Origin of the sequence: Paraburkholderia sp. RCC_158 (genome assembly GCF_041355255.1) — a bacterium.
Classification (GTDB): domain Bacteria; phylum Pseudomonadota; class Gammaproteobacteria; order Burkholderiales; family Burkholderiaceae; genus Paraburkholderia; species Paraburkholderia graminis.
The window spans coordinates 322,144-349,120 of record NZ_JBFUPM010000003.1 but is presented as its reverse complement, the minus strand read 5'-3'; the positions used below and the strand labels follow the sequence as shown (position 1 = coordinate 349,120).

Genomic DNA, 26,977 nt, shown 5'->3' with positions numbered 1-26,977 from the left:
CGAGCGCACTGCGCCGCTCATCTGCGTACCGCGGAGCGCCGTTCAAACCTCGGAGGGCAGTCCGTACGGCAGCGCGAGAAAGCGCAGCGCCGGGCCGTCCGCGGCGCCCAGATGCACCGAACCGCTTTCGAGCGCCGCGAGCTTGATCTCGACGAGCACATCGACGCCGCCGTCCCGCGCCGACGCCGCGTTCACCACCATGCCGCACGGCTGACCAGGATCGTCGGAGTGAAACAGCTCGACGCCCGCCTTCACGGTATCGAGCTCGCCCGCCACGTTCGCGAGCGACGTGCGCCGCTTGATCGTGCCGCGGTACTGGCTGCGCGCGACCACTTCCTGGCCAGGGTAGCAGCCCTTGCGGAAATTGACCGCGCCGAGCACGTCGAAATTGACCATTTGCGGCACGAACTGTTCGACCACCGGCTGCGTGATGCGCGGCTCGCCCGCGCGAATGTCGAGCCAGTCCCACACGGCCGGCGAAACCTGCGTGAGCTTCTCGCCGAGCGAGGGCAGATGCGCTTCGACCTGCGCCTTCGGCCCGATCCACAGATAACGGAGCCGCTCGAACGCATCCGGCACGCGAATCAGCGAGCCGGCCGCGCCGTCCACCTTGACGTGCACGCCGTCCGGCAACGCGTCGAACACGCCGGACAGCGCCTTGCGCACGTCGCCCGCGAGGCCGATCACCGCCAGCTCGCCGCTTGCATCGGCGAGCTTCGCCTTCGCGCGCAGAACGAACATGGAGAGGCGCTTTTGCACCGCCGCCTGTACGTCCTTTGAGACCAGCAGACGGAGCGTGTCGCCGCTGCGCCAGGTCAGGAACGACGCGAGCAGGCGTCCCTTCGCCGAGCAGTAGCCTGCGAGGCGCGCGTTGGCGGCGTCGAGGTGCTGCGTGTCGTTCGTCAACTGACCGTGCAGGAAGCTCGCGGCGTCGTCGCCGGTCGCGTCGATCACGCCGAACTGCGTGAGCACCGCGTAGGCGCCGTGCTGGAGGGCGGCGTCGAACTCATCGGCGGACGGACGCGGCCACACCGGCAGCGCCGTGACGGCCGCGGCTGACGGATGCACTGCGGGGTTAGCTGGGACAGTGCCTGAAGCGGTAGCGAGCGGTGTGTTCATGGATTCCGGGAACAGTCAATTCTGACTTTAGCTAAGGCAAACAAGTATTATATGCAGTCCAACCCTGCCACGTTTTCATGTCCCTCTTCAAGAAATGTTTGGTTGCCGGCTCGATTGTCCTCGTGCTGGCCGCAGCCGCGATCGCTGGCGGACACCACTGGGCCAACAGCCCGCTCGAGCTGAATCCCGCGCAACTCGACGTCACCGTCAAACCGCACAGCAGCCTGCGCAGCGTCACGCTGCAGCTCAATCGCGGCGGCGTGCCGGTCGAGCCCGAGCTATTCATCGTGATGACGCGGCTGCTCGGCCTGCAAAGCGAGCTGAAGTCCGGCAATTACGAGTTCAAGACCGGCGTGACGCCCTACGAAGTGCTGCAAAAAATCGCGCGCGGCGACGTCAACGAATACGTCGCGACCATCATCGAAGGGTGGACGTTCAAGCGCATGCGCGCCGAGCTGGACGCGAATCCGGCGCTGAAGCACGACAGCGTCGCGATGAACGACGCGCAGCTGATGAGCGCAATCGGCGCACCGGAAGCGTCGATCGGCAACGGCGAAGGGCTCTTTTTCCCGGACACCTATCTGTTCGACAAGAACACGAGCGACCTCGACGTGTATCGCCGCGCGTATCGTCTGATGCGCGTGCGTCTCGATGAAGCATGGCTCGCGCGCGCGCCGAACCTGCCGTACAAGACGCCGTACGAGGCGCTCATCATGGCTTCGATCATCGAAAAGGAAACCGGCAAAAAGTCGGACCGTCCGATGGTCGCGGCCGTGTTCGCGAACCGTCTGCGCGTGGGCATGCCGCTGCAGACCGACCCGACTGTGATCTACGGAATGGGCGAGAGCTACGCGGGCCGCATCCGCAAAAAAGACCTGCAGACGGACACTCCCTACAATACCTACACGCGCATGGGCCTGCCGCCCACGCCGATTTCGCTGCCCGGCGTCGCGTCGCTGCAGGCGGCGATGAACCCGGCGCAAACGAGCGCGTTGTACTTCGTGTCGCGCGGCGACGGCAGCAGCATCTTTTCCGACAACCTTGGCGATCACAACAAGGCCGTGGACAAATACATTCGAGGGCAATAAATGGCGCGCGGCAAATTCATCACGTTCGAGGGCATAGACGGCGCCGGCAAGACGACGCATCTCGCCTGGTTCCGCGAGCGGCTGGAACAGAAGGTGGCGGCCACCGGCCGCGCGGTCGTCATGACGCGCGAACCCGGCGGCACGCCGCTTGGCGAGCAGATCCGCGAAATCGTGCTGCATCAGAAGATGGATCTCGAAACCGAGGCGCTGCTGATGTTCGCGCTGCGCCGCCAGCATCTGGCGGAAGTGATCGAGCCGGCGCTCGCGCGCGGCGACTGGGTGCTGTCCGACCGTTTCACCGACGCGACCTTTGCCTACCAGGGCGGCGGGCGCGGGCTGCCGCGCGACAAGCTGGAAACGCTCGAGCGCTGGGTGCAGGGCGGCTTTCAGCCGGATTTGACCGTGCTGTTCGACCTCGCGCCGGAAATCGCCAACGAACGGCGCAGCGCGGCGCGCGATCCGGATCGCTTCGAGAGCGAATCGGCGGCTTTTTTCGAGCGCACGCGGACCGAATATCTCCGCCGGGCGGAAGAAGCACCGTATCGTTTCGCTATCATTGACTCTTCGCAGAGCATTGTCCGTATCCAGAAGCAGCTTGAAGAGTTGATTGCAAGCCTTTGATTTTGCACTAGTAATGTCAAATCCAGGCGAGCGCACGCCAAAGCTCCGGCAAAGCGTCAAATAACGCCCCCAACCGCTTGATTCGAAAAGACAAACGATGATTTATCCGTGGCAAGCCGATGACTGGAACCGCCTGCAGCAGTTGCGCGGCCACTGGCCGCATGCGTTGTTGCTGCATGGCCAGGCGGGCATCGGCAAGCTGCGCTTTGCGCAGCACCTCGCGCAGGGCCTGTTGTGCGAAGACCAGCGCGAGAACGGCGAGCCGTGCGGCGCGTGCGTCGCGTGCAACTGGTTCGTGCAAGGCAACCATCCCGATTACCGGATCGTGGTGCCCGAGGCGCTGGCCGCCGAGGCGGGCTTGGGCTACGGCGCCGACGACAAAGCGGACAAAGCCGACAAGGCCGACGCCGACGAGGGCAAGAAAACGCGTGCACCCAGCAAGGAGATCAAGATCGAGCAGATTCGCGGCTTGCTCGACTTCGTCGGCGTGGGCTCGCATCGCGGCGGCGCGCGCGTGGTCGTGCTGTATCCGGCCGAAGGGCTCAACATCGCGGCGGCCAATGCGCTGCTGAAGACGCTCGAGGAGCCGCCGGCGGGCGTCGTATTCCTGATGGTGTCGGCCCGCGTCGACAGGTTGCTGCCGACCATCATCAGCCGTTGCCGTCAATGGCCGATGAGCATGCCGTCGCCCGAAGCCGCCACCCAATGGCTCGCGGCGCAAGGCGTGTCCGAAGCGCCGGCGCTGCTCGCCGAGGCGGGCGGCGCGCCGCTCACCGCGCTCGCCCTCGCCAACGACGAAAACCGCACGCTGCGCGACTGGACGCTCAAGCAACTCGCTGCGGGCCCCGAGTGCGACGCCTTTGCGTGCGGCGAGGCGCTGCAGAAGCTGCCGGTGCCGCTCGTGCTCGGCTGGCTGCAGCGCTGGATGTACGATCTGCTCGCCCAGCGCGCGGCCGGCGCGCCGCGCTACTTTCCGCAGGCGTCGGCGGCGTTGACGCGTTGCGCGTCGCAGGCTGACGCGAGCGCGTTCGCGCGCTTCATGCGGACCGTGACGCGGCAGCGCGCGGTCGAAAATCATCCGTTGAACGCGCGGCTTGTGTTCGAGGAGCTGTTTCTGGGCTACCGCGAGCTTTTTGCATGACGCTCACGAAGCGCCATGCCGTCCATGCCGCAAGCGTCGTCTGAAGGACCGTTTGTTAATTTTTTACCCAGCCTCTCATTCCAATCCGAAAGCACCATGAGCCTGTCTTACCGCGATGCCACGCTCGACGATCTGCCCGCGATCGTCGCCATTTACAACTCGACGGTCGCGTCGCGCCAGGTGACCGCCGATCTGGAGCCGGTCAGCGTCGAGAGCCGGTTGGCATGGTTTCATGCGCACGGGCCGCAGAAACGTCCGCTGTGGGTCGTCGACGACGCCGAAGCGCCCGGCCGCCTGCTCGGCTGGCTCAGCTTTTCGGACTTTTACGGCCGTCCGGCCTATCAGCGCACCGCGGAAGTCAGCATCTATCTGGACGAGCGCGCGCGCGGCAAGGGCCTCGGCAAGCAGTTGCTGGCGGCCTCGCTCGCGGCGGCGCCGGCGCTCGGCATCGACACCGTGCTCGGTTTCATCTTCGGCCACAATGACGCGAGCCTGCGCCTCTTTCGGGGTTTCGGCTTCGACACGTGGGGGTCGCTGCCGCGCGTGGCCGTGCTGGACGGCGTCGAGCGCGATCTGGTGATTCTCGGCAAGCGGCTCGACGCGCAGGGCGCGGCAAGCTGATCCGCCTCAGGCATTCCTTTGCAGGACATCGTCATGTTTGTCGATTCACACTGTCACATCAATTTCGAAGGACTCGCCGACCGCCTGCCGCAGGTGCTCGAGAACATGCGCAGCCACGCGGTCACGCATGCGCTGTGCGTGTCGGTCGATCTGGAAACGCTGCCGTCGGTTCTTGAAATCGCGAGCCGGCACGACAACGTTTATGCGTCGGTGGGCGTGCATCCCGATCACGAGGACATGCGCGAGCCGAGCGTCGCCGAACTGGTCGAACTGGCCGAACATCCGAAAGTGGTCGCGATCGGCGAAACGGGGCTCGACTATTACCGCCTGGAAGGCCGCTCGATCGCCGATATGGAATGGCAGCGCGAGCGCTTTCGCACGCACATCCGCGCCGCGCATGCGACCGGCAAGCCGCTCATCATCCATACGCGTTCTTCGTCGGAAGACACGCTGCGCATCATGGCCGAGGAGCGTGCGAGCGAGCCGGGCGGCGTCATGCATTGCTTCACGGAGCCGTGGAGCGTCGCCGAGCAGGCGCTTGCGCAAAATTTTTACATCTCGCTGTCGGGCATCGTCACGTTCAAGAGCGCGACGGACGTGCAGGACGTCGCGCGTCGCGTGCCCTTGGAGCGCCTGCTGATCGAGACCGATTCGCCGTATCTGGCGCCCGTGCCGTATCGCGGCAAGCCCAATGAACCTGCGTACGTGAGTTATGTCGGACGTTTCATCGCGCAGCAGCGCGAGATGACGGACGAGGCGCTCGCCGCCGCGACGACGCAAAACTTCTTCCGCCTTTTCAAGATTCCCGCGCCGGCTGGCGCATAGAAAATGTAAGTAAATCAATAGGATAGGGCTTATCCCTAAAGTAAAATATGACATATTTCACATTAACCCACACACCGCATACCGCTGACACGACGGCCACGGCAGTCTCGTCCGTCCGCCGCGGTTTGTCGCGCACCGCCCTGGCCGCCACATTCGCCTGTGCCGCGCTGAGTTCGCTGATCGCCGCGCCGGCTGTGGCCGCGCCGATCGACTCGCTGATCAAATCGGTGAAATTCGACGACGTGGACGGCGTCAAGAAATTGCTCGCGAAGGGCATGGACCCGAACAGCGTCGACAACCAGGGCATGCCGCTGCTGGTCCTTGCAGCGCGCGAGAAGTCGGACAAGGTCGGCGCCGCGCTGCTCGCGAATCCGAAGACCAACGTTGAAATCGAGGACAAGGCGGGCGAGAACGCGATGATGATGGCCGCGCTGAACGGCGACCTGGAATTCGTCAAGCAACTGATCGCGAAAGACGCCGAAGTCAACAAGAAGGGCTGGGCGCCGCTGCACTACGCCGCCGCGAACGGCCACGACGACATCGTGAAACTGCTGCTCGACCATTCGGCTTACGTCGACGCCGGCTCCCCGAACGGCACCACGCCGCTGATGATGGCCGCGCGCGGCGGCCATGTGTCGACGGTGAAGCTGCTGCTCGACAACGGCGCGGACCTGACCGTGAAGAACCAGATCGGCCTGACCGCGCTCGATTTCGCGAAGACCTACAAGGAGCCGGACGTGGTCGAGGGCCTCACCGCCCGCCTGCAACAGATGCAGCAGAAGTAAGGCGCGCGGCGAAGCGGCTGGTGCGCGCTTTGCCGCTTATATGCCTGAAGATAGCGGCGGCTGCCTGCTGCGGCCCCGTAAAACAGTGCAGAATGACGACTTTGGCGCGCCTCTCGTGTGCGCGCCCTCGGGATGCGGCAACAGACCGCCTGATAAACGACCTGGAAAGGAACACCATGCTGCGGGCTTTGATTTTCGCCAGCGCGTTTGCCGTACCGTTGTCGGCGGCCGCGTTTACGGGAGGCGACCTCAACAAGCTGTGCACGAAGACCGACGTGGCGTCGCGCAGTGCATGCGCCGCGTACATTGAAGGCGCCGCCGACGGCATTTTCAACACGATCGACGCAATCGGCGGCACGACCGGGCCGCGCGTCGGCCAGTACTTCTGCCTGCCGCAAGACGCGCGTTCGGCGCAGTTGACGGATGCGGTGCGCAAATACATCGCGGAAAATCCGATTGTGGCGGGCTATAACGCGAGCACGGCGATTTCGCTGGGGCTCGGCAAGGCGTTTCCTTGCAAAAGCGGAAGCTGACTTGAGTTGATTTGAGCCGGCGCGGTTTGCGGCCTCGTGTAGCGGGGCGTGCGGGTTGCCAGCTTTGTTGTTTTGTCACAGGTTCTTGTCACTGAGTTTGCTCACCGCGTGCGCCGAATGCCGTGCACGCGTTCAACATGAGCCGGGGCGCCGCTTTGCGCGGTCGCAGCCGGCTTTGATAGCGGGGCGCATCGTTTGATCCGCGCTTTCGCGGGCGTGCCGGCCGGCGCCTCATCTCTACGCCGTCGCCGCGTCACACGCGGCCGGCCTGTCCCCATCCAAGCGAGGAGGAAACTGTCCTATATGGCTTTTCTCGATCGACTCGACCAGTTGGACCACATCGCCGAAGCGCCGCTGCATACCTGGCCCGGCGCGTTGCTGGTCTCGGTCATCGCCGTGCTGATCGCGATCGGCGCGCACCGCGTGGGCGCGCGCATCGTCACGCGGATCGCGCGGCCTTATCCGCTCACGAGTGTCGTGCTGCGCTATATCGACAAGCCGTCGCTGTTCGTTCTGCTGATTCTCTCGCTCGAAGCCGTCTGGTGGGAGGCGCCGGACACGCTCACCTTCATCGGCCCGTTGCGCGACGCCGCGGCCATTGCGCTGATCGGCGCGTTGACGTGGCTGTCGGTGCGCTCGGCGGCGGCCATCGGCGAGGCGATCATTCAGGCCCATCCGCTCGATACCGCCGACAATCTCCACGCGCGCCGCATCCATACGCAGGCGAGGGTGCTGGCGCGCTCGGTGATGCTGGTGATCGTGATCGTCGGCGTCGGCGGCGCGTTGATGACGCTTCCGAACGTGCGGCAGATCGGCGCGAGCCTGCTGGCGTCGGCGGGCGTCGCCGGTCTGGTCGCCGGTATTGCCGCGCGGCCGGTGCTCGGCAATCTGATCGCGGGTTTGCAGATCGCGCTGTCGCAGCCGATCCGGCTCGACGACGTTGTCGTGATTCAGGGCGAGTGGGGGCGCATCGAGGAGATTACCGGGACCTATGTGTCGGTGCGTCTGTGGGATCAGCGGCGGCTGATCGTGCCGCTGCAATGGTTCATCGAGAATCCGTTTTCGAACTGGACGCGCAGCAGTTCGCAGATCATCGGCACGGTGTTTCTGTACGTCGATTACCGGATGCCGCTCGCGCTGTTGCGCGAGGAACTGGCGCGCATCGTCGAAGCGGCGCCCGAGTGGGACCGTCGCGTGCAGGTGCTGCAAGTCACCGAGGGCACCGAGCGCTCGATGCAGTTGCGCGCGCTCGTCAGTTCGCTCGATTCGGGTCTGAACTGGGACCTGCGCTGCCGCGTGCGCGAGGGGCTGCTCGACTTCATCCAGAAGCACTATCCGCAGTATTTGCCGCGGGCGCGCGCGGAGGTGTCGGCGGAACTCGAAAACGGCAAGGGCGAACCGCTCGACTGGGTGCCGCGCGGCACGCGCACGCCGGCCGGCAGCACGGCGGCGCATACTGAGGCGGACCCGGTGGCAAGCCGGCCTGGGCCTGGGCCGTCGTCGGCGGCTGGGTCGCCCCACAAAGTGAAGGAAACGGCCTAGCGCGAGGTCAGAATCCGCGCGACGCTGCGCGGAACGCGGGCAGGCAGTGCTGCGACGATCGGAAGCGCGCAACCGAATTCGCTGAAATGTGCGCGCCGTGCGCTATCTGCCCTGGCCAACCGGCTAAACGATGCAACCGATCGTTCGCCAAAGGGTCGAACCGTCCACTCATTGAATAAACCTGGCGCGGCATGGCGTGCACCATGCAAAACGATGTCGACGCGTCCGCTGCGTGGCGGGCGCGGGCTGCACCCTGTCAGATGCCGCGCGAAACAAGGAGGACTTGCAACATGGGCCGACTGATCGTCGTGTCGAATCGCGTCGCTACGCCGACGGAAACCAAAGGATCGGCGGGCGGCCTCGCCGTCGGCGTGTTCGGCGCGCTGAAAGACGCGGGAGGCGTGTGGTTCGGCTGGAGCGGCGACGTGGTCAGCGAGACCGTCGCCAACGCGGGACCCACACTCGAGCAGGACGGCGCAGTCACCTTCGCGACCGTGGGCCTCACGCGCAAGGATTACGACCAGTACTACCGCGGTTTTTCGAACGCGACGCTCTGGCCGGTGTTCCACTATCGCAATGACCTCGCGCGCTACGAGCGCGAGGAATATGCCGGTTACCGGCGCGTCAACGCGTGGCTTGCGCACAAGCTCATCAAGCTGCTCGAACCCGACGACGTCATCTGGATTCACGACTACCATCTGATCCCGTTCGCCGAGGCGCTGCGCAGCGAGGGCATCACGAATCGCATTGGCTTTTTCCTGCACATTCCGTTTCCGTCGCCGCAAATCCTGCTGAATATTCCGCCGCACGAGGAGCTGGTGAAGTCGCTGTCGTGCTACGACCTGCTCGGTTTCCAGACCGCGACCGACGAAGAGGCGTTTCACGACTACGTGACGCGCCACGCGCGCGGCACGGTGTCGAACGGCATGGTGGAGGCGTTCGGCCGCAAGCTGCGCACGGGCGTTTACCGCATCGGCGTGTTTCCCGACGAGATCGCCGAACAGGCCAAGCGCTACGAAAGCCGTCAGCACGTGCTCGACCTGAAGCAGAGCCTGGAAGGCCGCAAGCTGATCATGAGCGTGGACCGGCTCGATTATTCGAAGGGGCTCGTCGAACGTTTTCGCGCGTTCGAGCATCTGCTGGAACGCTCGCCCGAATGGCGCGGCAACGTCACGCTCGTGCAGATCGCGCCGCCCACGCGGTCGGACGTCGCGACCTATCAGAAGATCCGCCAGGACCTGGAGTACGAAGCGGGGCGTATCAACGGCCGCTATTCGGGCCTCGACTACACGCCGATCCGTTATCTGAATCAGCAATACGACCGCTGGAAACTGATGTCGCTGTTTCGCGAGTCGCAGATCGGTTTCGTCACGCCGTTGCACGACGGTATGAACCTGGTCGCAAAGGAATATGTCGCCGCGCAAAACCCGGACGATCCCGGCGTGCTCGTGCTGTCGATTTTCGCGGGCGCGGCGGCGGAGTTGACGGGCGCGCTGCTCGTCAATCCGCACGATGCGATCGGCATGTGCGAGGCGTTGCAGCGGGCGCTGCAAATGCCGCTCGATGCACGGCAGCGGCGTCACGAGATCAACATGGCGGCGCTGCGCAAGAACGATCTGGGCGTGTGGCGCGACAGCTTCCTGCGCGACCTGCGCAGCGTGCCGATACAAAGACCGGCCGCGGGCGGAGGGCACAGGTAATGAGCTTGCGGCAATACGCAACATTCATCCCCGGGCAGCGGAGGTTGTCGGCCAGCAAGGCGCGCGTGCGCCCGCAAGCCTCGTATCTTCGGATGGCCGCGTGCTGAGTGCGCTCGCCATCGCGGGCTACCGGTCTTTGCGCGAACTGATCGTGCCGCTCGGCCGGCTGAACGTCATTACCGGCGCGAACGGCAGCGGCAAATCGAGCGTCTACCGTTCGCTGCGTCTGCTTGCGGAAACGGCGCGCGGCGGCGTGATTACGTCGCTCGCACGGGAAGGCGGCCTGCCGTCCACCTTATGGGCCGGTCCCGAACGCTTTTCGCGCGGCGTGCTGAGCGGCGAATTCGAGGTTGAACCCACAGCACGCAAGACGCCGGTGAGTCTCAGGCTCGGTTTCGCGGGCGAGCAGTTTAGTTATGCGATCGATCTCGGGCTGCCGCTGCTCAATAAGAGCACCCGTTTTATGCTCGATCCCGTCGTCAAGCGCGAATGCATCTGGAGCGGGCCGGTGCTGCGGCCGTCCGCATTGCTCGTCGACAGGCAGGGTCCGGCGTTACGCACGCGCGATGAAAGCGGCGAGTGGCAAACGGTGCCGCAGCCGGTTGCGAGTTTCGACAGCATGATGACGGAGTTCGCCGACCCGCGCTCCGCGCCCGAAATGATCGCGGTGCGCGAACAGATCCGCTCGTGGCGCTTTTACGATCACTTCCGGACCGACGTCGACGCCCCGGCCCGCATGCCGCAAGTCGGCACCCATACGCCGGTGCTCTCCGACGACGGCGCGGACCTCGCCGCCGCGTTGCAGACCATCCGCGAAATCGGCGATTCGAGCGCGCTCGACGCTGCGATCGACGACGCGTTTCCCGGCTCGCGGCTCGACATCGCCTCGCAGGACGGCCGCTTCGAAGTGCTGATGCAGCAGCACGGCTTGCTGCGTCCGCTGAAGGGCGCGGAATTGTCGGACGGCACCTTGCGCTATCTGCTGCTGGTCGCCGCGCTGTTGACTCCGCGCCCGCCCGCGCTGCTGGTGCTGAACGAGCCTGAAACCAGTTTGCATCCCGATCTGCTGCCGGCGCTCGCGCGGCTGATCGCGCGGGCCGCCGCGCACTCGCAGGTGCTCGTCGTATCGCATGCGGCGCGGCTGATCGCGGCGCTCGAACGCGAGGACGCGAGCGAATCGCTGGTGCTGGAAAAGCATTTCGGCGCCACGCGTCTCGCGGGCGCCGACGAGCGCGACATGCCGGCCTGGAAGTGGCCGTCGCGCTGAACCGCGCGGTGCGATGCGGCCTTTATTTCGGTGCCAGGCGGCTTGTAAGCTGAATGTAACAGCGCCCAGGAAATGCAATAACGGGCGCTTTTTAGTCCCTGCCAGGGAATAATGCTCCGATGCCTATGGTGCGCGCGTGCTGCCGCGGTGCACTGATCGAAGACCGGCGCTCAAAAGGGCGCCACTGACGGCGCCGCAAAACGCGGCCTCGGAACAAGCCGGGCACGAGCCGTCAGTTCACGGAGACAACTATGAAGATTGCGCAGATCGCCCCCTTGACCGAATCGGTGCCGCCGAAGCTATACGGCGGCACGGAGCGCGTCGTGTCGTACATCACCGAGGCGCTCGTCGAGCTCGGCCACGATGTGACGCTGTTCGCAAGCGGCGATTCCGTTACGAGTGCGAAACTGGAGCCGGTGTGGCCGCGCGCGCTGCGCCTCGACCCAGGCATTCGCGATCGCGTCGCGCCGCATATGTTGCTGATGGAACTGGTGCGCCGCCAGGCCGAGCAGTTCGACGTCCTGCATTTTCACCTCGACTATTACTCGTTCTCGGTGTTTCAGCGCCAGGACACGCCGTTCGTCACGACGATGCACGGCCGTCTCGACCTGCCCGAACAGCAGCCGGTGTTCGACACGTTCAGCTCCGCGCCGGTGATTTCGATTTCGAATGCGCAGCGCCATCCGCTGCCGCAGGCGCGTTGGCTCACCACCGTCTATCACGGCTTGCCTGAGCATCTCTACACGCCGCAGCCGGTCGAGCAGAAGTACCTCGCGTTTCTCGGCCGTATTTCGCCGGAAAAACGCGTCGATACGGCGATCCGCATTGCCGGTCGCTGCGGCATGCCGATTCGCATCGCCGCCAAGGTCGACGCCGCCGATCGCGAATATTTCGAGCGCGATATCCGGCCGCTGCTGGACTTGCCGTACGTCGAGTTCATCGGCGAAATCGCGGACAATCAGAAGGCGGAGTTTCTGTCGGGCGCGCATGCGCTGCTGTTTCCGATCGACTGGCCGGAGCCGTTCGGCCTCGTGATGATCGAGGCGATGGCGTGCGGCACACCGGTCGTCGCGTTCAACCGCGGCTCGGTGCCGGAAGTGCTCGAAGACGGGCTGACGGGCTTTATCGTCGAAGACGAGATCGGCGCGGTCGCGGCGGTCAACCGGCTGCACAAGATGTCGCGTGCGGGCGTGCGGCAGCGCTTCGAAGAGCGTTTCACGTCGCACCGGATGGCGCAGCAGTACGTGGATGCGTATCAGTCGGTGATCCGCGCGCAGAAACGTTCGCGCTTCAAGGTGGTGGATAGCTCGGGGCGTTGATCGCGGCGAGTGGGCGCGCGGTGCTGCTGTCTCGTTTGCTCGCGCGATCAGACAAAGCGGGATTGAGCGAAAACAGTAGAGAGAAACGAAGCCGGCGCTCGTGGCGAGCGCCGGCTTTTTTACTGCGAGAGGCTGTGCCGCGTGTGCGGTGAGCCGATGCCGGCATAGCGCACTAGGCGCGCTCGCGGCAACTCAGTTGTCGCGATGGCTGCATTACTACGGTTGCGTTCCACAACCCTAGGCCCAGCGGGACACATTGCGTGTCCCGCCGCAAAGACGCTATACCGCCTCAACCAACGCGGCGGCGGCTCGTCGAGCCATTGTCACGCTCACAGAGTCGGCCCGCGGACACAAACCGCCGGGGCCAACCCTTCGGCGTCAAATCTTCAGGCGCGAAACCTTGGTGCCTTGCAACGACAGGTCGCCCATCAACCCGGCGTTGGTCAGCACGAAGACCTCGACCGGCGCGGTTGCGGTGTTCGAATCGATCGCGCCGTTCGCACCCATTTTCACGAGCGCAACGGAGGCGTCGCCGCCGACCGACCAGCCGTCGGCATTGCGGAATTTGTCGAGCGCATCCTGCGTCATGAACAGGAAGATGATGGCCTTCGATTGCGCGCCCGCCTGGAGCCCGAACGAGCCGGAAACCGTGCTGTAGTAGCCGACTGAGGTGCCGGCGACGCGCAGCGCGCCTTCGCCGTATTGCCCGCCGACGATGAAGCCCGCCTGCAGCACCGACGGGAACACCAGCACGCCGCGCGCCTTGGCGACGAGCTCGCGCGAACCCTTCACGGTCGTGTACAGCCGCGACATGGTGCCGTCGACGTCGGCGTCGATCGAGCGGCGTTTGGACGAATCGGTGGCGGCGGTGTCGTGGCCGCCGGTGTTGGTTGTGCAACCGGCGAGAGCAAGGCCTCCGAAAGCGAGCGCAGCGGTAGTCTTCAACATGAAGTGTCGTCTTTGCATCGTTTTTCTCCGTATGGTTCCGGGGCGCGACCGCGAGCAAATCGCGCGGTCGCCTCTGAGTTATATCACACGGCACGCCAAAACGCGCCCTCGGTCGTAAGCCTCAAAGCCTTATGCGGCGGGGCTTTGAGGCAAATCGAAAAGAGTCTTCTGTAAATTTGACCGGTCGCCGGGCGACGCTCGCCGACCGCATCAACACGCAGAAACCGGGCCGCCGTGCTGCGGGTCGCGCTCGGTCGAGCCGCCGCGCACGCGAGCCGAAATCGCCGGATTCGCCCATTTTTACCGACTCCAGCGCTTCGCATTTTCTGTCGCGATCGGCTCGAAACTGTTGTCTCGACGCCGCAAATCCGAAGTCAGATGCGCGCGCTATCCGCCGTGATTGGCCGGACTCTTGACCGCCGGTGGCCGCCTGAGCGCGCGGCGCACCGCGCCGATCAACACGCCGATAGCAAACAGCGTGAGCGCCGGCACGATCCAGTAGCCGACGAACGCATGCCAGAGATAAGCCATCAGGGTGGAGCGGCGCACGCTGTATTCATTGCGGGCGTCCTGCTGACGCGGCGCGTTGGCCGCGAGCACGTCGGCGGGACAACCGGCGGCTTGCGCCTCTTCCGGCTTGCCGTGGCAGCGCGCGGGGGCGCCGGCCGCACGTTGCGCGTCGGTGAAATTCCAGGTGGTCAGCGCGCGGTCCAGGTCGACGGCGTTGTACGCCATCTCCTCGCGAATCTCGCTGACAGCAACGATCGCCACGGGCACCGCCCAGAACACGATGACGACCAGCCACCGCCTCAACCAGCGGTTTTTATGCTTCGATACCATCCTTGCCTCCAATCGATGCTTTGCGGCATCAACGACAAGATGGCGGCCCGTATGAATGTTGTGTGGGGTGGGCCGTCTCCGCAGCCATCATAGAAGAAAAACGGCGCGTTCGGGCGAGAGGACTGTGAAGGGCGGGCGAAGCGGGGAACGGAAAAGCGTAGGGGGTGTGGTGCGAAAGATCGGATGCGAGAGTGGGATGCTGGAGTCCGATGCGGAAAGCATGCGCCGCGCGAAGTGCGCGGCGCATGGTCGAGCGTGCTGGAAACCCGCCTGGTCGAATCTGGTTGGGTTTAAGCCAAGTTCAGTTAGCCGGCGCGGACGACAGGCAGCTCTTCATGAACGCCTTGCGATCGTCGCCTTTCTTGCCGGTGGCTTGCGTGTTGCATACCTTCATCTTGTCCTGCTGGCTCATCGGCGCGGCGGCCGGTTTCGCCGACAGGCACGTCTTCATGAACGCCTTGCGCTCGTCGCCTTTTTTGTCGCCGGCCTGCTTGTTACAGTCGGCCATCTTCGTCTGCTGGCTGTTCTGCGCGAATGCCGGCGAAACGAGGACGGCGCCGAGTACCAGGGAAGCGATTGCGGATTGGATTTTCATGTGACACTCCATCGGTGTGGAAACGTTTTTGGTCTTCATGCACGTGGGCGTCGACGGGATCCGGCATCCGGCCCTCGGCAAGTCCATTATGGCAAATGCTGTCTGCATCAACGGTCAAAACCGCGTTTGCGTTGACAGCCGCGCCCGCTGGTTTTCCCTGACCAGGCGGAGTGAGTGCGTATTTCAGGTCGATTGGCGTTGAATTGCAGCGAATCCGGACACGCGATTATGTTATGCATTGCAGATTAAACGATGATGCAATCGAGCTGCAATTCGCTACCGTATCGCCCACTGCGAGCGGTTGAAAAATTCGCGCTGCATTGTTTTTCTGCATTGTCCATTTGCTGCGGTAGCACATGAATGGCAATTGGTAAGGAAATTCGCAGGGAAATCCTTAACGGCTATTGACAGGTTGCCGTGTCCGTTCACCACCGGCGCTGTAGTGTTTTTTAAGGAGGAATTCGTCATGCACTATCTATTGATCTATGACCTCGTGCCCGACTATCTGGAACGGCGCGGTGAGTACCGCGATGCGCATCTGAAACTCGCATGGGAAGCGGCGGGGCGCGGCGAACTGATGTTGGGCGGTGCGCTGACCGAACCGGTCGACACGGCCATGCTGCTTTTTAACAGCGACACGCCTCGCGTCGCCGAAGCCTTCGCCCAGGCAGATCCGTACGTGCGAGCGGGGCTTGTTACACGCTGGCGCGTACGCGAATGGAAAACCGTGGCGGGCGAGGGCGCGGCGAATCCCGTGCGCTAGCCGTTCCATACACCACGCGGGCGATGCCTCAAGCGAGCGGCTCGCCTGCGTTGCCACATCGATGTCATCAAGCGTTGGCACCGTTGACTCGATGCGCGCGCAACGAACCTGCCGCACCGGCAGACAGACAAAGAATGCATGAATTATTGCGCCGTGATGCGGTCGAATTCGGGCGGCTTATTCGGCGTGTCTGCCGCATTTTTTAGCAGGCCTTTAGCGCGCATTGGCTGTGCTTTTTCGCGGGCTGTCGAGTGGGCAATAGCAATTCCGTCGCTATCGCATGAAGCATTTCCGTTACGGCATGACGTGAATTAAGCGAGTGAAAAGCATAAGTTTGTTTCTATCCGTAACACTTGTCTCGCCGATATTCACGCAAACCCTGGTGATGGTATGCTTCGTGCACAATTCTCCCATGCACGAGTGAGACCACGTTTTGTGCTTCGCAATAGGGATAAACCGCACTAACACAGGGCGGGGTTGACCAGCCAACAGAACGTACAAGACATATTTGTGCAACCGAGGGTGACACACGGATCGTGAAGGCTGAATCTGTGGTCCACCCAAAGCCGCGGCCCGGCCAGGCTGCGTGGAGAAAATCCATGTTTTTCGATGAGCTAAGCAATGACGAATGGGCGCTGCTATCTGCGCTTGTCTCCGATGAGCCGGCCGTCCGTCTGAACCGACGTGGGCGGCCTCGCGCCGACCCACGTGTCGTGGCCAATGCGGTTTTGTGGATCCTCACTACCGGAGAGCCCTGGTCGAAGCTGCCAGGCCGTTATCCGTCGGGGCCCACTTGCCGGCGCCGTTTCGAGGAATGGCAACTGAACGGCACGCTGCTCGAGATGGTTCGGCTTCTGTCCAGAACAGGGCGCACGTTCGCCTACGTGCCGCAGCCGGCGCCGCCCGTCGCGTCGAAACCCGCAGCGCCTGTCGCGGATACAACCAGCATGCGTGACGAGAGTCCGCGCGGCGTGTCGTGGAAAAGCCCCGAGTCGTGGCAGGCGCCCGGCACGAATGGCCACGCGGCCAACGCGCTGCACGAGGCTCAGGCGTCGCACGCGCGGCCCTGGCGTTCGGCCGATCCGATCGCGGATATCACGCGTCAACTGGCGGGTTTCGACCACGCCGCGCCCGTCGTCGCGCAGGATCGGCAAGATGCCTACGCTGCACAAGCCGCACATGCCATCGCGCGTGCGCCGGCTTTGCCGACTCCATCGGTCGCTTATGCGCCGCGCCCGGCGCTGCGTGCCGACTTGCGCGCGATGAACGAAGCCGGCGCGGTCGGTGCGGCCATGCAGGGTCTGGACGCGGCCATTGCATCGGCGCGCGGAATCTCGGGAGCGGCGCTGCAACGCAGCCCGCTGTCGACGGCTCTCGCGCCGCGCGGGCGGCAAGTCGCCGAGCGGCACGGCTATCTGATCTACGTCGCCGCCGAGCGGGTGCCGAACGCGATGTATCGCGCATGGGCGGAGATCATGAAGGACGGCAAGCGCGTCGAGCGTTCCGGCCTCGTCGGCCCGCGCTTCGCGGACGCCGAGGCGGCCGAGCATTATGCGTTCGAGTGGGCCGCGCAGTGGATCGATCGTGAATGCGCGATGCAGGCCGCGGCCTATGCAGCGCCGCAGGTACGGGCATCGCAAGCGTACGGCGCGCCGATGCATGGGCAGATGCACAAGCCCGTGTACACGTCGGACGTCTCTGCCGCTCACTCGCCGTATACCGCGCCGCCGGCTCGTCCGATGGCGGGCATGCGTCATGTGCCCGAGTCCGTCGCCGCGCATCATGGAGCGCCGTTGCATGGTCCGTTGAATGCGTTTCGCGGACCGCTGCGGCGCTACACGAGCGAACCCGCCGCGGCCGCCGTCGGCAGCGCGGTGAATGGCGGGATGACTAGCGCAAACGCATCAGCCAATGCAGCATCAGGCGCGGGCGCAGCACCAGGCGCAGCAACCGCAACGCCCGCCAATCCAGCCGCAGCAGATCGAGCAGAACGTTATCCGTCGTACACAGAACTCATCTCCCACGCGGGATGAGCACGCAGCACCCCGCGGCAGTCTGGAGCAACCGCCGCAGGATCCCGCTTCATTCGCTGTGATTCAATGCTGTTCCCGCAACCGACCTCGCGTGCCTGATGTGTGACCCAAGGCTTTACTGGCGTCCGTACGTGTCGTCGAAGCGCACGATATCGTCTTCGCCGAGATACGAGCCGGATTGCACCTCGATCATTTCGAGCGGCATCTTGCCCGGGTTCTCGAGACGGTGCGTGACGCCGAGCGGGATATAAGCCGATTCGTTTTCGGAGACGATAAAGCGCTCTTCACCTCGCGTGACGAGCGCGGTGCCGCGCACGACGATCCAATGTTCGGCGCGGTGATGATGCATTTGCAGCGAGAGGCGAGCGCCCGGCTTTACGACAATGCGCTTCACCTGGAAACGCTCGCCGGTATCGACGGAATCGTAATTGCCCCACGGGCGATGCACCTTGCGATGATTGGCCGCTTCGATGCCGCCTTCGCTGCGAATGCGGCCCACGATTTTCTTCACGTCCTGCACGCGCGATTTGTCGGCGACGAGAATCGCGTCCGCCGTTTCGACGACGACGAGATCCTGCGTGCCCACGCAGGCAATCAGGCGTCCTTCGGAATGCGCGAAGGTGGAGGAGGCGCCTTCGAACATCACGCGCCCGCGGCCCACGTTCTGCTCCGCGTCTTTCTCGGAGATGTCCCAGATGGCGTCCCACGAGCCCACGTCCGACCAGCCCGCCTGCAATGGCACGACCACGCCCGAGGCCGCGCTTTGGTCCTGGCCGAGTTGCTCCATCACGGCGTAGTCGATCGAATTGGACGGCGACGCGCTGAACGCATCGCGTTGCAGGCGGAAGAAATCGCCGTCAGCCTTGCCGCCCGCGTAGGCCGCTTCGCAGGCGTCGTGAATCGCCGGCTGAAAGTGGCGGATCGCCTTCAACCACGTCGATGCGCGCATGATGAAAATGCCGCTGTTCCACCAGTATTCGCGCGATTCGACATAGCGCTGCGCGAGTTCGAGATGCGGCTTTTCGACGAAGCGATCGAGCTTGTGCGCGGTGACCGAAGCACTCGCATCCACAGCGTCAGCCGCTTGCGTTTCATCAGGATTACCAGGCGTACCGATAGCCGCGCCAATGCGGATGTAGCCGTAGCCCGTTTCCGCGCGCGTCGGCACGATGCCCATTGTGACGATCTGACCCGCCGCCGCATGCTGCACGCCCGCGGCGACTGCGGCGTGAAAGCCTTCGAGATCGGTGACCGCGTGATCCGCGGGCATCACCACCATGATGCCGTCCTCGTCCTGCGCAGCAATGGATAGCGCGGCCACAGTCAGCGCCGGCGCCGTATCGCGGCCTACCGGTTCGAGAATCAGGCGAGTCGGTTTGCCGCTCGTGCGCAATTGCTCGGCGGTCGTGAAGCGTTGTTCCTCGTTGGCCACCACGACGAGTTGCCCGGCGAGCGGATAGCCGGCTTCGAGCGCGTCGAGACGGCGCGTGGTGGACTGCAGCAGCGAGTCTTCGCCGAGCAGGCCGATCAACTGCTTGGGATGCTGCTCGCGCGACATCGGCCACAACCTCGTGCCTGAGCCGCCCGCGAGAATGACGGGATGAACCTTCAGTTTGACGTGCGCGGACGTCGTCTGGGTGGGCCGGGTGTCGGCGGACGTGGCCGTAACCGGAGCGGTCATGATGGACTCCTCGGGACTGGATGGATGCGTCCAGTTTTATCACGAAGACCGAAATGAATAAAAGCCCGTTAATTGGAAACTATATATAAGCCGAATAGAGCTAACGTCTTGATGAACAAAAAATGTCGCGGCTATTTTATAAAAAGAAAAATTATGCGGAAATTAACGGCGGGCTATTTTTTTACCGCGGCGCCTGCACGAGAATGATGACGGCGCAAGACCGGGCGGGCATCGCCGGAAAGCGACAGAAAGGCCGCCGTTGCCCGTCATGAAGGCGCAAAAGCATGGTCAAAGCCGCTATTCCGGTAAAAAAACCCCACAAAATTCACAAAAAATTCCGAAATTTTGACCGATACATTTTGAGATTTTTGCAGCCTTGCGGCGCGAATTTTAATAACGCTTTATCTATACCTGTAGAAGGACATTCACTCATTCCGAGACACGTTTTTCGCCGCGGCCGAGCGTCCGGTTTAGCAAAGCGGAAAGCGTAATTGCAATTAGCACGGCTTCAATCGGATTCGCGTCGGGCAATTCATTTGCCGGCGCGGCTGCCGGCGTTTTTGCGTGCCACGCCCAAACGACCGTGCAGCGCATTGCAACTGGCCGGCGGATGCACGCAACGGACTAACAGCAGGATGGCACTTGACTGACGAACTGAGGGGCAGCACATGCTGAGCGTTCTATCGAGACTGATCGACATCGCGATGGTCGCGCTCGGCGCCGCCATCGCGGCGGCCGTGCACAACGGAGAAGTCGTGTGGCTGGACGACATGCAAAGCGTGTCGCTCGCCTTCGACGTGCTGCTCGTCGTCGTGTTCTTTCCCGCGCTCGGCATCTATCAGTCATGGCGCGGCAAGCCGCTCTACGACCTGCTGTGCCGCGTCGCGGGCGGCTGGGCGATGGTCGAAGTCACCGGCGTGCTGATCAGCTTCAGCCTGCATCGCGCGGACAGTCTGTCGCGGCTGTGGCTCGTCTATTGGGCGGCCGCGACCATCGTGCTGCTGATCGTCACGAAGGTGATCGTCTACTCGATTCTGCGCGGGCTGCGCCGCGAAGGCTTCAATCAGCGCGCGGTGGCGATCGTCGGCGGCGCACCGTATGGGCGCTTCCTGATCCAGCAGATGCGCAGCCGCCCGGACGCCGGCTTCAGCCCCGTCGTGGTGTTCGACGAGAACGGCACGATCAACCCTTATGAAGATCCCGACGCGGCCGCTGCGATAGAAGGCGTGCCCGTCGAACGCGACTATCAGCGCATGATCCAGCTCGTGCGCCAGCGCGCGATCCGCGAATTGTGGCTCGCGCTGCCCATCTCGAAGGAAAAGGAAATACATCGCATTGTGATGGATCTGCGCAACGACTTCGTGAACATCCGCTTTATTCCGGACGTGCGCAGCCTCACGCTCTTCAATCAGCCGATGGTGGAGCTGCTCGGCGTGCCGGCGATCAACCTCGCGGCTTCGCCGATCACCGATTTGCGCGTGCTGCCCAAGCGCATCTTCGACCGGCTGTTCGCGCTCGCCGCGTTGACCGCGCTCGCGCCGCTGATGCTCGGAATCGCGGTGCTCGTCAAGCTCAGCTCGCCGGGTCCGGTGTTCTTCCGCCAGAAGCGCAAGGGCATCGACGGAAACGAGTTCGAGATCTACAAGTTCCGCTCGATGAAAGTACACAAGGAAGAGGCCGGCAAGATCACGCAGGCCACGCGGCGCGATCCGCGCATCACCGCGGTCGGCGCATTCCTGCGGCGCACGAGCCTCGACGAACTGCCGCAATTCATCAACGTGCTGCGCGGCGAGATGTCGGTGGTCGGCCCGCGTCCGCATGCGCTCGAACACGACGACATCTACAAGGATCTGGTGAAGGGCTATATGCACCGCTACCGGATCAAGCCCGGCATCACCGGATGGGCGCAGATCAACGGCTATCGCGGCGAAACCGACCGCATCGAAAAAATGATGGGCCGCGTCAAGCTCGATCTGTACTACATGCAGCACTGGACCTTCTGGCTCGACATCAAGATCGTCGTGCTGACGCTGTGGAAGGGCTTTGTCGGCAGCAACGCATATTGAACACTCACTCCAAACTCCTGCGAGGTAATACATGAACCTGACGATCATCGGTAGCGGCTACGTAGGCCTCGTGACGGGCGCATGTCTGGCCGACATCGGCCACGACGTGTTCTGTCTCGACGTCGACCGGCGCAAGATCGACGTGCTCAACGGCGGCGGCGTGCCGATTCACGAGCCGGGCCTGCAGGAGATCATCGCGCGCAATCGCAAGGCCGGACGCCTCACGTTTTCGACCGATGTCGAAGCGGCGGTCGCGCATGGCGACATCCAGTTCATCGCGGTCGGCACGCCGTCGGACGAAGACGGCTCAGCGGATCTGCAATACGTGCTCGCCGCGGCACGCAATATCGGCCGCCATATGACGGGCTTCAAGGTGATCGTCGACAAATCGACGGTGCCGGTCGGCACCGCTTCACGCGTTCGCGACGCGATCGCCGAGGAGCTTGCCGCGCGCAACCTCAGTCACATGTTCTCGGTGGTGTCGAACCCGGAGTTCCTGAAAGAGGGCGCGGCAGTGGAAGACTTCACGCGGCCCGACCGCATCGTGCTCGGTTGCGACGAAGACGTGCCCGGAGAAAAGGCGCGCGAGTTGATGAAGCGCCTCTATGCGCCGTTCAATCGCAATCGCGAACGCACGCTGTACATGGACGTGCGCTCGGCCGAATTCACCAAGTACGCGGCCAACGCGATGCTCGCCACGCGCATCTCGTACATGAACGAGCTGGCGAATCTCGCCGACCGCGTCGGCGCGGATATCGAGGCCGTGCGCCGCGGCATCGGATCGGACCCGCGCATCGGCTACGACTTCCTGTACGCGGGCTGCGGCTACGGCGGCTCGTGCTTCCCGAAAGACGTGCAGGCGCTGATCCGCACAGCCGCCGATCACCACGCGAATCTGCGCATTCTCGAAGCCGTGGAAGCGGTCAACGACACGCAGAAGAAAGTGCTCGGGCAGAAGATCGTCGCGCGTCTCGGCGAGGACCTGTCCGACCGCACGTTCGCCGTATGGGGCCTCGCGTTCAAGCCGAATACCGACGACATGCGCGAAGCGCCGAGCCGCCCGCTGATTGCCGAACTGCTGCGCCGCGGCGCGCGCGTGAAGGCGTACGACCCGGTCGCAATCGACGAATCGAAGCGCGTGTTCGCGCTCGATCTGAAGGACGTGCCGCAGCAGCACGCGCGTCTGCAGTTCGTGAACGAAGAGATGGAAGCAGCGCAAGACGCCGACGCGCTCGTGATCCTGACCGAGTGGAAAGTCTTCAAGAGCCCGGACTTCAATGCGCTCAAAACGATGCTGAAAACGCCGCTTATTTTCGACGGCCGCAATCTGTACGAACCGGACGCGCTGCTCGAACTCGGCATCGAGTATCACGCGATCGGACGCCAGCATGCGCTGCGCAATGCGCCCGCAAGAGTCGGCGTGAACGGTCTGCCGCCCGTGCATGGCGATACGCACGGCGGTACGCAAGCGGATGCGCTCGCCGTGGCCCAGGCCGGCCAATAAGCCTGCCTGTCACGCCGCCCGCACGCACTACGCGCCTCATCACGGAGCCCGACATGTTCGCCAATGTTCTGATCGTCTGCCACGCCAACGTGTGCCGTTCGCCGGCCGCCGAAATGCTGTTCAAGGCGCGTCAGGCGTCGGCGTCCATCGCGTTTCATTCGGCGGGCATCCGCGCGATGAACGGCCACGGCATGGACCCGGTGATGCGGCGCCTGCTCGCCGAGCGCGGCGTCGCGTCCGGCGCGCATCACTCGCGGCGGCTTGACCGCCGGCTCGTGCGATCCGCCGATCTCGTGCTCGTGAGCGAGCGCGCGCAGATCGGCGAAGTCGAAGCGCTCGATCCGGCTTCGCGCGGCAAGGTCTTTCCGCTCGGCAAGTGGGAAGACCTGGCCGACGTCGCCGATCCGCACGGCGGCGAGGAATCCGCTTACAGGGAAAGTCTCGTGCTCATCGAACATCTGGTCATGGGATGGCTGAAAAAAATATGCTGATGAAAACACTCGCTACACCTACATTCGCGAACCCGAAAACGAAGCTCACCACGAAGTTCGCCGCCACGCTTTTGCTGACGTCCTTTCTGTCGGCCTGCGCCACCGCACCGGGTAATTACCTCGACACGTCGCGTCTGAAAGACGACGGCCAGCACCAGACTCAGAGCCAGTCCGCCGAAACCTATCCGGTCCATGTGATCGACGCGAGCGTCGTTGCGGCTCAGGCACAGGCCGAAGCCAGCGCACCGCCGCGTCCGTTGCCGACCTCGACCTTCAGCGATCCTTCGCAGTACGTCTACCGGCTGTCGCCGCAAGACATTCTCGGCATCACCGTGTGGGATCACCCCGAATTGACCACGCCGCAGGGCAGCACGCTGTCGGCGGGCGGCACGAGCACGCAGACCATCGCCGGCGCGTTGCAGCAGCCGTACACGGCCGCGTTGCCGGGCCAGGCCGATCCGTACGGCCAGACCGTCGCCGCGGACGGCACCATCTATTTCCCGTTCGTCGGCCGCGTCATGGCCGCGGGCAAGACCGTCGGCGAGTTGCGCGATCAGCTTGCGCGCGGCCTCGTGCGCTACATCCGCAATCCGCAGGTCGATGTGCGCGTGCTGTCGTATCGCGGCCAGAAAGTGCAGGTCACCGGCGAAGTCAAGACGCCGGGCCCGCTCGCGGTCAGCGACGTGCCGCTCACGCTCGTCGATGCGCTCACGCGCTCGGGCGGCACGACTGCCGACGCCGACATCCAGCGCGTGCGCCTCACGCGCAACAAGACGCTTTACGTGCTCGACGCGAACCGCATGCTCGATGCGGGCGACACCACGCAGAACGTGATGCTGCAAAACGGCGACGTCATCAACGTGCCGGACCGCAGCAACAGCCGCATCTTCGTGATGGGCGAAGTGAAGACGCCGATTCAGGTGCCGATGCTCAAGGGCCGTCTGACGATCGCAGACGCGCTCACGCAAGCCGGCGGCATTCTCGACACCGACGCCAATCCGCGGCAGATCTTCGTGATGCGCGGCATGCGCGAGCATCCGACCACGCCGGACGTGTACCGCCTCGACATGACGCAGCCCGACGCGATCATGCTGTCCGCGCAGTTCCAGTTGCAGCCGCTCGATGTCGTGTATGTGGGCACCGCCGCCTCGACCACGTTCAACCGCGTGTTGCAGCAGGTGTTGCCGAGCGTGCAGACGCTGTTCTACCTGAAGCAACTGACGCGCTAACCAGATACGGGATCGAACTGTGAGCAATCAAATCTCTCCACACATGGCCGGCCCGATCAGGACCGAAGAAGAGGACGTGGTCCTCGGGCAACTGGTGCAGGTGATCCTCGACGACATCTGGTGGCTTATCGCGATCGCGGCGGCGGTCGTCGCGATTGCCGGCGCGTACTGCGTGCTCGCCAAGCCGATCTATTCGGCCGATGCGCACGTGCGCGTCGAGCAGGCCGACAACACGTCGCAGGCGCTCACGCAAACGCAGACCGGCGCCGCGATCACGAGCGGCTCCAGTTCGCTGCCGACCGACGCCGAAATCGAAATCATCAAGAGCCGCGGCGTGGTGGCGCCGGTCGTCGAGCAGATGAAGCTGAACTTCAGCGTCACGCCGAAAACGCTGCCGCTGCTCGGCAGCATCGCCGCGCGCGTCGCGACGCCTGGCGAGCCGGCGAAGCCGTGGCTCGGCTTGTCGTCGTATGCATGGGGCGGCGAGGTCGTCGACGTCGATTCGATCGACGTGCTGCCAACGCTCGAAGGCCAGAAGCTGACCATGAAAGCGCTCGACGGCGGCCGCTACGAACTGCGCGCGGAGAACGGCGCGTTGCTGCTGCGCGGTCAGGTCGGGCAGCAGGCGCAAGGCGGCGGCGTGACGATGCTGGTCAGCAAGCTGGTCGCGCGTCCGGGCGAGGAATTCACCGTGATGCGGGCGAACGATCTCGACGCGATTAGCGCGTTTCAATCCGCGATCAGCGTGCAGGAGCAGGGCAAGCAGACCGGCGTGATCCAGATTTCACTCGAGGACAAAAACCCCGAGCATGCCGCGCTCGTCGCCAACGCGCTCGCGCAGTCGTATGTGCGTCAGCACATCGCGAACAAGCAGTCCGATGCAAGCAAGATGCTCGACTTCCTGAAGAGCGAAGAGCCGCGCCTGAAGTCCGATCTCGAACGCGCCGAGGCCGCGCTGACCGCGTATCAGCGTCAGTCCGGCTCGATCAACGCGAGCGAGGAGGCGAAGGTTTATCTCGAAGGCAGCGTGCAGTACGAACAGCAGATTGCCGGCTTGCGTCTGCAGATGGCGCAGCTCACCGAACGTTACGGCGACGACCATCCGATGCTGAAGGCCGCACGCGAGCAAATGGCCGAGCTGCAGGCGCAGCGCACGAAATACGCGGACCGTTTCCGCGATCTGCCGGCCACCGAGGTCAAGGCCGTGCAGTTGCAGCGCGACGCGAAGGTCGCGGAAGACATCTACGTGCTGCTGCTCAATCGCGTGCAGGAGTTGTCGGTGCAGAAGGCCGGCACTGGCGGCAACGTGCATATCGTCGATGCCGCGCTGCGTCCCGGATCGCCGGTCAAGCCGAAGAAGGCGCTGATCCTGTCGGCGGCGACGATTCTCGGGCTGATCGCGGGCACCGGCTTCGTGTTCCTGCGCCGCAATATGTTCAAAGGCATCGACGACCCCGAGCATATCGAGCGCGCATTTCGTCTGCCGGTGTTCGGCCTTGTGCCGATGAGCGCCGAGCAGACGCTGCTAGAAAATGGATTCGCTCGTGGCGGCGAGCGCCTGCGTTCCGTGCTCGCCAATGCGCGGCCGAAGGACGTCACCGTGGAGAGTCTGCGCAGTCTGCGCACGTCGATGCAGTTCACGATCATGGATGCAAAGAATCGCATCGTCATGCTCACGGGACCGATGGCGGGCGTCGGCAAGAGCTTCCTCACGGTCAACCTTGCCGTGCTGCTCGCGCATTCGGGCAAGCGCGTGCTGATGATCGACGGCGACATGCGCCGCGGTGTGCTCGAACGCTACCTCGGCGGCACGCAGGAAAACGGTTTGTCGGAATTGCTGAGCGGTCAGATTTCGCTGGAGGAGTCGATCCGCGCGTCGGAGATCGAGAACCTCAGCTTTATCTCGTGCGGGCGCCGTCCGCCGAATCCGTCCGAATTGCTGATGTCGCCGCGTTTGCCGCAATACCTCGACGCCCTCGCGAAACGCTACGACGTGATCCTGATCGACACGCCGCCGGTGCTCGCGGTGACCGATGCGTCGATCATCGGCGCGTATGCAGGCTCGACGTTCTTCGTGATGCGTTCGGGCATGCACAGCGAGGGCGAGATCATCGACTCGCTGAAACGTCTGCGCGGGGCCGGCGTGCATGTGCAGGGCGGCATCTTCAACGGCATGCCGGCGCGCGCTCGCGGCGGCTATGACCGCAGTTACGCGGCGGTGCAGGAATATCTGAGCACGTAACCGGAACGGCCTCGGCTAGCGAAA

At 64.0% G+C, this 26,977-nt stretch carries 23 protein-coding genes; 18 read left to right on the top strand and 5 right to left on the bottom strand.

Annotation, left to right across the window (positions count from 1 at the left end):
- Positions 1-42: 42 nt before the first annotated feature.
- On the bottom strand, positions 43-1,119 hold the full coding sequence (locus tag AB6809_RS08560) for a folate-binding protein YgfZ (RefSeq protein ID WP_029968394.1): 1,077 nt from the start codon (positions 1,117-1,119) through the stop codon (positions 43-45).
- Positions 1,120-1,196: 77 nt separating this feature from the next.
- Here AB6809_RS08560 and mltG point away from each other — a divergent pair, with 77 nt between their 5' ends.
- The 11 genes from mltG (at position 1,197) to AB6809_RS08505 (ending at position 12,561) form a co-directional block, all read left to right on the top strand.
- Positions 1,197-2,207, top strand: a complete 1,011-nt coding sequence (mltG, locus tag AB6809_RS08555; RefSeq protein WP_371026358.1) for an endolytic transglycosylase MltG — start codon at positions 1,197-1,199, stop codon at positions 2,205-2,207.
- Positions 2,208-2,828, top strand: a complete 621-nt coding sequence (gene tmk / locus AB6809_RS08550) for a dTMP kinase (RefSeq protein ID WP_114156113.1) — start codon at positions 2,208-2,210, stop codon at positions 2,826-2,828. It begins immediately after the preceding gene.
- A 97-nt stretch (positions 2,829-2,925) separates the two neighbouring features.
- Positions 2,926-3,969 (top strand): DNA polymerase III subunit delta', encoded by a 1,044-nt coding sequence (locus AB6809_RS08545; RefSeq protein ID WP_371026357.1) that lies wholly within the window; start codon positions 2,926-2,928, stop codon positions 3,967-3,969.
- A 96-nt stretch (positions 3,970-4,065) separates the two neighbouring features.
- Entirely contained in the window at positions 4,066-4,590 is a 525-nt protein-coding gene (locus tag AB6809_RS08540; protein ID WP_114156699.1) for a GNAT family N-acetyltransferase, read from the top strand.
- 33 nt (positions 4,591-4,623) lie between these two features.
- Positions 4,624-5,415, top strand: coding sequence for a TatD family hydrolase (locus AB6809_RS08535; RefSeq protein WP_029968401.1), 792 nt, complete (start codon positions 4,624-4,626; stop codon positions 5,413-5,415).
- A 47-nt stretch (positions 5,416-5,462) separates the two neighbouring features.
- Complete coding sequence (locus AB6809_RS08530; RefSeq protein WP_371026356.1) at positions 5,463-6,200, top strand: ankyrin repeat domain-containing protein; 738 nt, start codon at positions 5,463-5,465, stop codon at positions 6,198-6,200.
- Positions 6,201-6,376: 176 nt separating this feature from the next.
- Positions 6,377-6,733, top strand: a complete 357-nt coding sequence (locus AB6809_RS08525; protein WP_006048979.1) for a Rap1a/Tai family immunity protein — start codon at positions 6,377-6,379, stop codon at positions 6,731-6,733.
- 303 nt (positions 6,734-7,036) lie between these two features.
- Entirely contained in the window at positions 7,037-8,275 is a 1,239-nt protein-coding gene (locus AB6809_RS08520; protein WP_371026354.1) for a mechanosensitive ion channel family protein, read from the top strand.
- Positions 8,276-8,565: 290 nt separating this feature from the next.
- Positions 8,566-9,975, top strand: a complete 1,410-nt coding sequence (otsA, locus tag AB6809_RS08515) for an alpha,alpha-trehalose-phosphate synthase (UDP-forming) (protein ID WP_006048981.1) — start codon at positions 8,566-8,568, stop codon at positions 9,973-9,975.
- A gap of 100 nt (positions 9,976-10,075) precedes the next feature.
- Positions 10,076-11,242, top strand: coding sequence for an AAA family ATPase (locus AB6809_RS08510; protein WP_371026353.1), 1,167 nt, complete (start codon positions 10,076-10,078; stop codon positions 11,240-11,242).
- Between the two features lie 251 nt (positions 11,243-11,493).
- Positions 11,494-12,561 carry a glycosyltransferase family 4 protein gene (locus AB6809_RS08505; RefSeq protein ID WP_006048984.1) on the top strand — a complete coding sequence of 356 codons (1,068 nt, stop codon included), beginning with the start codon at positions 11,494-11,496 and terminating at the stop codon, positions 12,559-12,561.
- Positions 12,562-12,939: 378 nt separating this feature from the next.
- Here AB6809_RS08505 and AB6809_RS08500 read toward each other — a convergent pair whose 3' ends face one another.
- The 3 genes from AB6809_RS08500 to AB6809_RS08490 form a co-directional block, all read right to left on the bottom strand.
- Complete coding sequence (locus tag AB6809_RS08500; RefSeq protein WP_006048985.1) at positions 12,940-13,527, bottom strand: YSC84-related protein; 588 nt, start codon at positions 13,525-13,527, stop codon at positions 12,940-12,942.
- 369 nt (positions 13,528-13,896) lie between these two features.
- Positions 13,897-14,349 carry a hypothetical protein gene (locus AB6809_RS08495; RefSeq protein ID WP_371026352.1) on the bottom strand — a complete coding sequence of 151 codons (453 nt, stop codon included), beginning with the start codon at positions 14,347-14,349 and terminating at the stop codon, positions 13,897-13,899.
- A 301-nt stretch (positions 14,350-14,650) separates the two neighbouring features.
- Positions 14,651-14,944: a PsiF family protein gene (locus AB6809_RS08490; RefSeq protein WP_006048987.1), complete on the bottom strand. Its 294-nt coding sequence runs from the start codon at positions 14,942-14,944 to the stop codon at positions 14,651-14,653.
- Between the two features lie 466 nt (positions 14,945-15,410).
- Between AB6809_RS08490 and AB6809_RS08485 the strand changes: the two genes are divergently transcribed.
- Both AB6809_RS08485 and AB6809_RS08480 read left to right on the top strand, forming a co-directional pair.
- Positions 15,411-15,707, top strand: coding sequence for a YciI-like protein (locus AB6809_RS08485; protein WP_029968407.1), 297 nt, complete (start codon positions 15,411-15,413; stop codon positions 15,705-15,707).
- 599 nt (positions 15,708-16,306) lie between these two features.
- Complete coding sequence (locus AB6809_RS08480; RefSeq protein WP_371026351.1) at positions 16,307-17,740, top strand: transposase; 1,434 nt, start codon at positions 16,307-16,309, stop codon at positions 17,738-17,740.
- 115 nt (positions 17,741-17,855) lie between these two features.
- On the opposite strand, the gene AB6809_RS08475 is transcribed toward AB6809_RS08480, so the two are convergent.
- Positions 17,856-19,421 carry a mannose-1-phosphate guanylyltransferase/mannose-6-phosphate isomerase gene (locus tag AB6809_RS08475; protein ID WP_114156118.1) on the bottom strand — a complete coding sequence of 522 codons (1,566 nt, stop codon included), beginning with the start codon at positions 19,419-19,421 and terminating at the stop codon, positions 17,856-17,858.
- A gap of 668 nt (positions 19,422-20,089) precedes the next feature.
- Between AB6809_RS08475 and AB6809_RS08470 the strand changes: the two genes are divergently transcribed.
- The 5 genes from AB6809_RS08470 to AB6809_RS08450 are packed head-to-tail and all read left to right on the top strand — an operon-like array spanning position 20,090 to position 26,953.
- On the top strand, positions 20,090-21,487 hold the full coding sequence (locus AB6809_RS08470) for an undecaprenyl-phosphate glucose phosphotransferase (protein WP_006048991.1): 1,398 nt from the start codon (positions 20,090-20,092) through the stop codon (positions 21,485-21,487).
- 31 nt (positions 21,488-21,518) lie between these two features.
- The gene (locus AB6809_RS08465) at positions 21,519-22,991 is read left to right on the top strand and encodes a UDP-glucose/GDP-mannose dehydrogenase family protein (RefSeq protein ID WP_029968413.1); all 1,473 of its coding nucleotides are present in this window, start codon (positions 21,519-21,521) and stop codon (positions 22,989-22,991) included.
- A gap of 53 nt (positions 22,992-23,044) precedes the next feature.
- Positions 23,045-23,482 (top strand): exopolysaccharide biosynthesis protein, encoded by a 438-nt coding sequence (locus AB6809_RS08460; RefSeq protein ID WP_029968415.1) that lies wholly within the window; start codon positions 23,045-23,047, stop codon positions 23,480-23,482.
- On the top strand, positions 23,482-24,711 hold the full coding sequence (locus AB6809_RS08455; protein ID WP_371026446.1) for a polysaccharide biosynthesis/export family protein: 1,230 nt from the start codon (positions 23,482-23,484) through the stop codon (positions 24,709-24,711). Before AB6809_RS08460 ends, AB6809_RS08455 begins: the two co-directional genes overlap by 1 nt.
- Before the next feature lie 43 nt (positions 24,712-24,754).
- Positions 24,755-26,953 carry a polysaccharide biosynthesis tyrosine autokinase gene (locus tag AB6809_RS08450; protein WP_371026445.1) on the top strand — a complete coding sequence of 733 codons (2,199 nt, stop codon included), beginning with the start codon at positions 24,755-24,757 and terminating at the stop codon, positions 26,951-26,953.
- The last annotated feature ends 24 nt before the right edge of the window (positions 26,954-26,977 follow it).

Bases quoted from the DNA above. Each gene is read 5' to 3' on its own strand.
- AB6809_RS08520 (WP_371026354.1), top strand. From the start codon at position 7,037: ATGGCTTTTCTCGATCGACTCGACCAGTTGGACCACATCGCCGAAGCG.
- AB6809_RS08480 (WP_371026351.1), top strand. From the start codon at position 16,307: ATGTTTTTCGATGAGCTAAGCAATGACGAATGGGCGCTGCTATCTGCG.
- AB6809_RS08505 (WP_006048984.1), top strand. From the start codon at position 11,494: ATGAAGATTGCGCAGATCGCCCCCTTGACCGAATCGGTGCCGCCGAAG.
- AB6809_RS08500 (WP_006048985.1), bottom strand. From the start codon at position 13,527: ATGCAAAGACGACACTTCATGTTGAAGACTACCGCTGCGCTCGCTTTC.
- AB6809_RS08475 (WP_114156118.1), bottom strand. From the start codon at position 19,421: ATGACCGCTCCGGTTACGGCCACGTCCGCCGACACCCGGCCCACCCAG.
- AB6809_RS08460 (WP_029968415.1), top strand. From the start codon at position 23,045: ATGTTCGCCAATGTTCTGATCGTCTGCCACGCCAACGTGTGCCGTTCG.
- AB6809_RS08495 (WP_371026352.1), bottom strand. From the start codon at position 14,349: ATGGTATCGAAGCATAAAAACCGCTGGTTGAGGCGGTGGCTGGTCGTC.
- AB6809_RS08470 (WP_006048991.1), top strand. From the start codon at position 20,090: ATGCTGAGCGTTCTATCGAGACTGATCGACATCGCGATGGTCGCGCTC.
- AB6809_RS08450 (WP_371026445.1), top strand. From the start codon at position 24,755: ATGGCCGGCCCGATCAGGACCGAAGAAGAGGACGTGGTCCTCGGGCAA.
- AB6809_RS08465 (WP_029968413.1), top strand. From the start codon at position 21,519: ATGAACCTGACGATCATCGGTAGCGGCTACGTAGGCCTCGTGACGGGC.
- AB6809_RS08535 (WP_029968401.1), top strand. From the start codon at position 4,624: ATGTTTGTCGATTCACACTGTCACATCAATTTCGAAGGACTCGCCGAC.
- AB6809_RS08545 (WP_371026357.1), top strand. From the start codon at position 2,926: ATGATTTATCCGTGGCAAGCCGATGACTGGAACCGCCTGCAGCAGTTG.
- tmk (WP_114156113.1), top strand. From the start codon at position 2,208: ATGGCGCGCGGCAAATTCATCACGTTCGAGGGCATAGACGGCGCCGGC.
- AB6809_RS08455 (WP_371026446.1), top strand. From the start codon at position 23,482: ATGAAAACACTCGCTACACCTACATTCGCGAACCCGAAAACGAAGCTC.
- AB6809_RS08540 (WP_114156699.1), top strand. From the start codon at position 4,066: ATGAGCCTGTCTTACCGCGATGCCACGCTCGACGATCTGCCCGCGATC.
- AB6809_RS08485 (WP_029968407.1), top strand. From the start codon at position 15,411: ATGCACTATCTATTGATCTATGACCTCGTGCCCGACTATCTGGAACGG.
- mltG (WP_371026358.1), top strand. From the start codon at position 1,197: ATGTCCCTCTTCAAGAAATGTTTGGTTGCCGGCTCGATTGTCCTCGTG.
- AB6809_RS08490 (WP_006048987.1), bottom strand. From the start codon at position 14,944: ATGAAAATCCAATCCGCAATCGCTTCCCTGGTACTCGGCGCCGTCCTC.
- AB6809_RS08560 (WP_029968394.1), bottom strand. From the start codon at position 1,119: ATGAACACACCGCTCGCTACCGCTTCAGGCACTGTCCCAGCTAACCCC.
- AB6809_RS08525 (WP_006048979.1), top strand. From the start codon at position 6,377: ATGCTGCGGGCTTTGATTTTCGCCAGCGCGTTTGCCGTACCGTTGTCG.
- otsA (WP_006048981.1), top strand. From the start codon at position 8,566: ATGGGCCGACTGATCGTCGTGTCGAATCGCGTCGCTACGCCGACGGAA.
- AB6809_RS08530 (WP_371026356.1), top strand. From the start codon at position 5,463: ATGACATATTTCACATTAACCCACACACCGCATACCGCTGACACGACG.